This is a genomic window from Geobacillus sp. WSUCF1 (assembly GCF_000422025.1).
GTDB lineage: Bacteria > Bacillota > Bacilli > Bacillales > Anoxybacillaceae > Geobacillus > Geobacillus zalihae.
Map to the genome: position 1 here is coordinate 1 of NZ_ATCO01000182.1, position 6034 is coordinate 6034.

Annotated in this window: 3 protein-coding genes and 2 pseudogenes; all 5 read right to left on the bottom strand. The window is 52.9% G+C overall.

All coding sequences use genetic code 11. The annotated features are described in order from the left end of the window. Positions 1-2036: DNA topoisomerase IV subunit A (gene parC, locus I656_RS01820; protein ID WP_020756530.1), on the bottom strand; the 2036-nt coding region annotated here is incomplete at its 3' end. Positions 2037-2095: 59 nt separating this feature from the next. Next, a pseudogene (parE, locus tag I656_RS0116725) lies at positions 2096-4033 on the bottom strand (DNA topoisomerase IV subunit B). A gap of 175 nt (positions 4034-4208) precedes the next feature. Beyond that, on the bottom strand, positions 4209-4628 hold the full coding sequence (locus tag I656_RS01815) for a CoA-binding protein (protein WP_020756535.1): 420 nt from the start codon (positions 4626-4628) through the stop codon (positions 4209-4211). Between the two features lie 125 nt (positions 4629-4753). Continuing rightward, positions 4754-5353 carry a CBO0543 family protein gene (locus I656_RS01810; protein WP_033006577.1) on the bottom strand — a complete coding sequence of 200 codons (600 nt, stop codon included), beginning with the start codon at positions 5351-5353 and terminating at the stop codon, positions 4754-4756. Positions 5354-5623: 270 nt separating this feature from the next. Further along, positions 5624-6034, bottom strand: a pseudogene (locus I656_RS01805) (ABC transporter); the annotation flags it as partial.

The window sequence follows — 6034 nt, forward strand, 5'->3', positions numbered from 1 at the left end:
GCCGCGCGCACGCCAACAAGGCTGATCTCCTCCTCGGCAAACAAGAGCGCATGTCCATCATGCGTCGCAAGCCAAAGATGGCCGCATCCATCCGTCGCGTAGACGGCGATGACGTCATCATCCTCTTTCACATTGACGGCCACAAGCGGGCGGGTGTAGCGCTGCACTTGGTATTGAGCGAGCTCCGTTCGCTTTACGAGCCCTTGTTTCGTCACAAAGATGAGCTGCTCCCCGGTGTCAAAGGAAGAGACTGGAACAGCGGCGACGAGTTCATCGTCGCGTTCAAGCGGAATGAGATGGGAAATGTGCTGGCCGACCTCTTTCCAACGGATATCAGGGAGCGTATGCACCGGGCAGTATAAATAATAACCACGGCGGGTGAAAAGCAAGAGCACATCGGTCGTATTCATCTCGAGCTGGGCGAGCAGCCGATCCGTTTCCTTCATGCCCATGTCTTGACCGTTTGAGGCGCTGTATGAACGATAGCTCGTCCTCTTCACATATCCTTCTTTTGTCACGGTGACGATCACGTCTTCCGCCGGAATGAGCGCCTCCACCTTCACTTTCAGCTCTTCAATCTCCTCTTCAATCACCGTCCGCCGCTCATCGGCATATTGCTTTTTCATCGCCTTCAGCTCTTTTTTGATGACGCCAAGCAGCTTCTTTTCATCTGCGAGAATCCCCGTAAGTTCCGCAATCGCTTGATCCAGTTCTTCCGCTTCTTGACGCAGCGCCGTGATGTCGGTGTTCGTCAACCGATACAGCTGGAGCGTCACGATCGCCTCGGCCTGCGCTTCGGTGAATCCGTAATGAGCCATCAGCCGTTCTTTGGCGTCGCGCTTGTCGCTTGAAGCACGAATCGTCGCAATCACCTCATCCAAAATGGAAAGCGCCCGAATCAAGCCGTCGACGATGTGCTTCCGCTCATTCGCTTTTTTCAGCTCAAAATGCGAGCGGTTGGTGACGACCTCTTTCCGGTGGGCGATGTAGGCATCCAACAGCTCCGGCAAACTCATCAGCTTCGGCCGGCGCTCATGGATCGCCACCATGTTGAAGCTGTACGGCACTTGCAAATCCGTATTTTTGTACAAGTAGTTGAGAATCGCTTCCGCATCGGCGTCTTTTTTCAATTCGATGACGATCGACAGCCCGTTCCGGTCCGTTTCATCGCGCACATCGGCGATGCCGTCGAGCTTTTTGTCGAGGCGAAGCTCGTCAATTTTTTTCACTAAATTCGCTTTGTTCACTTCATACGGCAGTTCCGTGATGACAATGTGCTTTTTCCCACCTTTTCCCTGCTCGATGGCGGCTTTGGCGCGGATGATGATTTTCCCGCGGCCGGTCTCATACGCCTTGCGGATGCCGTCTTTCCCTTGGATGATGCCGCCGGTCGGAAAATCGGGGCCAGGAAGAACCGTCATCAGCTCGTCAACAGTGCAATCCGGCCGGTCGATCCGCATCAAGACGGCGTCGATCACCTCGCCAAGCGCATGCGGCGGAATATCGGTCGCATAGCCGGCCGAAATCCCGGTCGAGCCGTTCACCAACAAATTCGGAAACATCGCCGGCAAGACGGTCGGCTCATCGGTCGTATCGTCAAAGTTCGGCACAAACGGAACCGTTTCTTTGTCAATATCGCGAAGCAACTCGGCGGCAATCGCCGACAGGCGCGCTTCCGTGTAGCGCATCGCCGCCGGCGGGTCGCCGTCGATGCTGCCGTTGTTGCCGTGCATCTCCACCAGCACGTTGCGCAGCTTCCACTCTTGGCTCATCCGCACCATCGCTTCATACACCGATGAGTCGCCGTGCGGATGAAAGTTGCCGATCACGTTTCCAACCGTTTTCGCCGCCTTGCGAAACGGTTTATCAGCCGTGTTGCCATCCATGTACATCGCATATAAAATACGGCGCTGCACGGGCTTCAACCCGTCGCGCGCATCCGGGAGCGCCCGGTCTTGGATAATGTATTTGCTGTAGCGGCCAAAGCGGTCGCCAAGCACGTCCTCTAACGGCATTTCCAGCAATCGTTCTGCCATCGTCATTCTCCTTTCCTAACACATCAGCACCAAAAAGGCGGCGCCTTTTCACGCCGCCATCAGCCGATCCATCCCGGTTCCTCTTCGAGCCCGAAGGCGACGTGCGTTTCGATCCATTTGCGGCGCGGCTCGACTTTGTCGCCCATGAGCGTCGTCACCCTCCGTTCGGCGCGGGCCGCATCTTCAATGCGCACGCGGATGAGCGTACGCGTCTGTGGGTTCATCGTCGTTTCCCATAATTGATCGGCGTTCATTTCGCCGAGCCCTTTATAGCGCTGAATCGTATAGCCGCGGCCCATTTTTTTCGTAATTTCTTTCAGCTGCTCGTCCGTCCACGCATATTCGACGATTTCGTTTTTGCCGCTTTTTTTGCTGATTTTGTAAAGCGGCGGCAAGGCGATGTACACTTTTCCCGCTTCAATCAGCGGACGCATGTAGCGGTAAAAAAACGTCAAAAGCAGCACTTGAATATGGGCGCCGTCCGTGTCGGCATCGGTCATAATGATCACTTTGTCGTAGTTGACATCATCGAGCGAAAAATCAGCCCCGACGCCGCCGCCGATGGCGTGGATGATCGTATTGATTTCCTCGTTTTTCAAAATATCGCCAAGTTTCGCCTTTTCCGTGTTGATGACTTTTCCGCGCAGCGGAAGCACCGCCTGGAAGCGGCGGTCGCGCCCTTGTTTCGCCGAACCGCCCGCCGAATCGCCTTCAACGAGATAGAGCTCATTTTTTTTGCGGATTGCGCCCTTGCGCCGGCGTCAGCTTGCCGCTTAAGAGCGCCTCTTTCCCTTTCCGCTTTTTGCCGCTTCTCGCCTCTTCGCGCGCTTTGCGGGCCGCTTCACGCGCCTGATAGGCCCGGATCGCTTTCTTAATGAGCATCGCGCTTACGTCCGGGTTTTCTTGCAGAAAGTACATGAGCTGCTCGGACACCACCGCATCGACGGCCGAACGCGCTTCGCTCGTTCCGAGCTTTCCTTTCGTCTGCCCTTCAAACTGCAGCAAGTGCTCTGGGATGCGCACCGAAACGACCGCGGACAATCCTTCGCGAATATCGGTTCCTTCCAAATTTTTATCTTTTTCCTTGAGCAAACCGACACGGCGGGCGTATTCGTTAAAAACGCGCGTCATCGCCGTTTTCGCACCCGCCTCATGCGTGCCGCCGTCTTTTGTGCGCACGTTGTTGACAAACGACAGCACGTTTTCCGAATAACCGTCATGAAACTGGAACGCAAACTCGACTTCAATGCCGTTTTGCTCGCCAGCAAAATAAACGACCGGGTGGAGCACATCTTTCTCCTCATTCAAATAGGCGACAAACGCTTCAATTCCGTTTTCATAGTGGAACACCTCGCGCATGCCGGTCCGTTCGTCAACGAGTTCGATTTTCAGCCCTTTTAACAAAAACGCCGATTCGCGCAGCCGTTCACTCAATGTTTCATAATCGAAGACTGTCGTGCTGAAAATCGTTGGGTCCGGCTTAAATTGAATGATGGTTCCGGTTTTGTTCGTTGTGCCGATTTTCTCTAGCGTCGTCACCGGTTTGCTCCATGCTCAAACCGCTGCCGGTAAATGAAGCCGTCGCGATGAATCGTGACGACCAGCCATTCTGATAAGGCGTTGACAACCGACGCCCCGACTCCGTGCAGGCCGCCGCTCGTTTTATAGCCGCCTTGGCCGAATTTGCCGCCGGCATGAAGCACGGTCAAAATGACTTCCGGCGTCGGCTTGCCAAGCTTATGCATCCCGACCGGCATGCCGCGCCCTTCATCAAGGACGGTGATGCTGTTGTCTTTATGTATTTGCACCAAAATGTAATTTCCATATCCGGCCAACGCTTCATCGACCGAGTTGTCGACGATTTCATAAACAAGATGATGCAAACCGCGGCTGTCGGTGCTGCCAATGTACATCCCCGGCCGCTTCCTCACCGCCTCAAGTCCTTCTAACACTTGAATGGCATCTTCGTTATATTCGTATGCCGCTCGCTTTGCCACAAGGCCACCCCTTTCTGCCAAAACAAGAACATCTGTTTCTGTTTTATTGTATCATAAAATGACCAGCTGTCCATTGTCTTTTGACACCGCTTGACAAAATCGGACAACAGCGCCTGAAAAACGAAAGGACCATCTTAGAGAAGATGGCCGTTTCGTCAATGACGCGCTTCGCCTGTTACGGGCGTTTTGTAAGCGCATGTTCTACTTTAATGCAGCGATCCATAATCACCGTATAGCCTTTTTCTTTTAAAAACGCGTATGCTTCTTCATTGACGACGCCAAGCTGCGCCCAAAATACGTCCGCGTCGATTTGCACAAACTCGCGGGCGAGCTCCGGCAAATGTTCGGAACGGCGAAACACATCGACGATATCGACATGCCCTTCGATATCCGTCAGTTTGTCGACCGCTGGAATGCCTTCCCATTCATCGATCATCGGGTTAACCGGAATGATTTCGTATCCGGCGTCTTTCATCGCCTTCGCCACCATATACGACTCGCGCTCTGGATTGTTGGACAAGCCGACAACGGCAATCCGCTTCGCCTTGCGCAAAATGTCGCCGATTTCTTCGCGGCTTGGGTTGACAATGGGCATCGGGTTCTCTCCTTCCTTCCCTCTTTGGTTTTGCAGTACTTGTTTCGCGATCGAGAAAGAAAAATCCTTCTATGGGACGGAAAATGTTTTAGCCCCTTTTCAGAACAGCCCCTCTTCAGTTTTGGCTACAAGCTGCTTATGCGCAGTCCCCATCCCGCATACACGCCCGCTAAAAAAACAGTCGTCATGGCAATGAGGTGGACGACAATCCATCCCCATCGCCCGTAGCGGAACGAGGAAGCCGCAAGCGGGGAGCGCGCTTTTTGGGGGACGATTTTTCCGCCCATCCACTCAAAGAAAAGCAAATACAGCCACCAGGCGGTGTATGAATCCCATACATCCCACTTCTTATAATCAATCAGAGAGAGCGGCGACACAAGAGCAACCAACTCGAACAACATAATCAACTGCACCATCGCAAAGTAAAACGGCAACTTCCATGCCCAGCTTTCCGGACTGTACTTGACTCCAAACAAAACGAAAAACGGAATGACGGTTGCCATTTCAACGAGCGGAATCGGTGTATAAGGAACGAGCTTAACAGGGAAGGAGTAAAAGCCTGCATAGACAAACGCAAGGCAAAGAACGATGCCTGTCACCGCACTGAATGCATACAAAACCGCATATCTCCGTATATGCCGTTTGGCGATCCAAAAACTTCCCGCTATACTCAACATGACCGCTGAGAGTTCCACCGTCCAAACAACAGGAAGAGAAAACGTCATCATCGATCCTCCCTAACCCATTTCCCACTCCCTAAACGCTGTCTCAGACAGCACTGTTAGTATAATCCAAAGCATAGAATTTATTCCGGCGCCCTCACCGGCTTTCCACTCCATCAGGCTGCCTAGCATGGCTTAACAAACGTGCTTCGTGCAAATTTAATTATTGATGAAGAAAAGGTGTCCCGCTGTGTTTTTGGGACACCTTCCATGGATCGGACTGCATCAAACTTTCAAGAATTTCCGAAAAAAGAAATCATTGTGCAACAAACACTAAAATTTTCCCGAACGAAAAATCGAGTAAAGCAGCCAACCAAATAGAAAAGCGGACGCGCCTAATCCGATTTCAACAGCAGGAATCTTCCACAGCAGCGTCGACGGACGCCCCAATGATGAAGCGATCATCAGGCCGACGAGGACGATGCTCAGCGAAAGAAGAACGATGCTAAACGACAGCCGGTTCGTCATCTGGTCGAGCTTCTTTAGCAGCGTTTCCAAATCAGGCGCCGTGATTTCCAATCGAAGCTTGCCATGCCGCATCATTTTCGTCCATTCCTTTACGCCCTCCGGCAGTCGGAGCAGCCATTCACCATAATCAAAAATCCGCTTCCACGCTGTTTCTGCCACGCGATCAGGCCGAAGACGCTCTTTCATCAGCTTTCTCCCAAACGGTTCGGCAACGTC

Excerpts from the sequence above, each read along its gene's own strand:
- I656_RS01810 (WP_033006577.1), bottom strand. The coding sequence starts at position 5,353 with ATGACGTTTTCTCTTCCTGTTGTTTGGACGGTGGAACTCTCAGCGGTC.
- I656_RS01815 (WP_020756535.1), bottom strand. The coding sequence starts at position 4,628 with ATGCCCATTGTCAACCCAAGCCGCGAAGAAATCGGCGACATTTTGCGC.